This is a genomic window from Bradyrhizobium sp. i1.15.2 (assembly GCF_040548425.1).
GTDB classification, from domain to species: Bacteria; Pseudomonadota; Alphaproteobacteria; order Rhizobiales; family Xanthobacteraceae; genus Bradyrhizobium; species Bradyrhizobium canariense.
This window is the reverse complement of the sequence record NZ_JBEPRQ010000085.1, coordinates 1-1,271: the sequence shown is the minus strand read 5'-3', so window position 1 is coordinate 1,271 and position 1,271 is coordinate 1. Positions and strand designations below refer to the sequence as shown.

The 1,271-nt window shown below is 61.2% G+C and carries 1 protein-coding gene; it reads right to left on the bottom strand.

Annotation, left to right across the window (positions count from 1 at the left end; genetic code table 11):
• Nucleotides 1–3: 3 nt before the first annotated feature.
• Nucleotides 4–1,182 (bottom strand): IS481 family transposase, encoded by a 1,179-nt coding sequence (locus ABIB80_RS39310; RefSeq protein ID WP_219685542.1) that lies wholly within the window; start codon nucleotides 1,180–1,182, stop codon nucleotides 4–6.
• Nucleotides 1,183–1,271: the final 89 nt, after the last annotated feature.

Sequence of the window (1,271 nt, the reverse complement as noted above, 5' to 3'; positions counted from 1 at the left end):
TGTTTAGACCGGAGACATAGCTGACGCTTGTTCGGACACATCACTGACAGGTTGGCCATTGGTCAAGTCGATTGATGCGACCTGCCAACTGGCGAAGAAGATTCCGTAATGGCCGTCGCGGTCGAGCGGTCTGATGGCGAGCCGCTCGCCGCAGAAGGCTTGTGGGACTTTCCACATTTGTCCCCGGAAGGAGATGTAACTCCGAGTCGAGGAGACGGTGCGAACGATCTCTCCGGCATCGTATTGGACCTGCGGAACTCGTTCCGGCATGGCGCGAGAACTTGGCCGGTAGCGATCGGCGGGGACCCCCATGCCGAGACTTTCATGAGGCCGTTCCAGATTGTAGAGCATGCGCCAGCTATCGAGGGCGTCTTGGACTTCCGCCAGAGTGCGGAACGCGCGCAGAGCAAACACTTCCGCGTTCAGGCTGCGATGGAAGCGTTCATTCTTGCCCCGGCCCTGGGGATGGCGCGGCCTGGCATGCACCACCCTGATGCCAAGCTTGAGCAGCCAAACCTTCAGCGCGGTCCAGCGAACGCCAGACGTGTCACCCCAAGGGGAGCCATTGTCGATGTAGAAGGCCTCCGGCAGGCCATAACGGCGGAAGGTATCGACCAGATGCTTCTGCACGGCGGGACGCTGCTCATTGGCGCATGCCTCCAGACACACGGCATAGCGCGAGTGATCGTCGACCATGGTCAGCGGATGACAACGCGTTCCGTTGGCAAGGGGCATGTGGCCCTTGAAGTCCATCTGCCACAGCTGATTGGGCGCCTCCTTCTCAAAGCGATGACCTGGAGGGCTCGGCGGGGCCTTCTCACTTGGCTTGATCCGCTCGTTCCGGCACAGGATCTGATGGACCGTCGAAGGCACAGGCACAGCCTGGCCTTCGCGCTTCAGGCAATGGGCAATCTTGCGCGCCCCCCAGGCTGGATGCTGGTCACGCACAGCCAAAACCTGCGCCTCCACAGCAGGCTCGCTGCGTTGGGGCATCCGCTTCGGACGACGGGGCTGATCCGCCAGTTCATGGTCGCCGGCCTGCCAGCGCCTCAGCCATTTGTAGCCCACATCAGGACTGATCCCGAACCGCCGGCACAGCTCTCGCCGGTTCGTTCCCTCCTGCAAGGCAAGCCGCACGAATTCTCGTCGTTGATCCATCACCGACACCTCGTTCCAGGGCATGGACGGCCTCCCGAATCGACCAGACCAGCCCATTTTGATGTGTCAGCTATGTCTCCGAACACCTGTCAGTGATCTGTCCGGTCTAAACA

Coding starts and splice junctions, on each gene's coding strand:
- ABIB80_RS39310 (WP_219685542.1), bottom strand. CDS start 1,182: ATGCCCTGGAACGAGGTGTCGGTGATGGATCAACGACGAGAATTCGTG.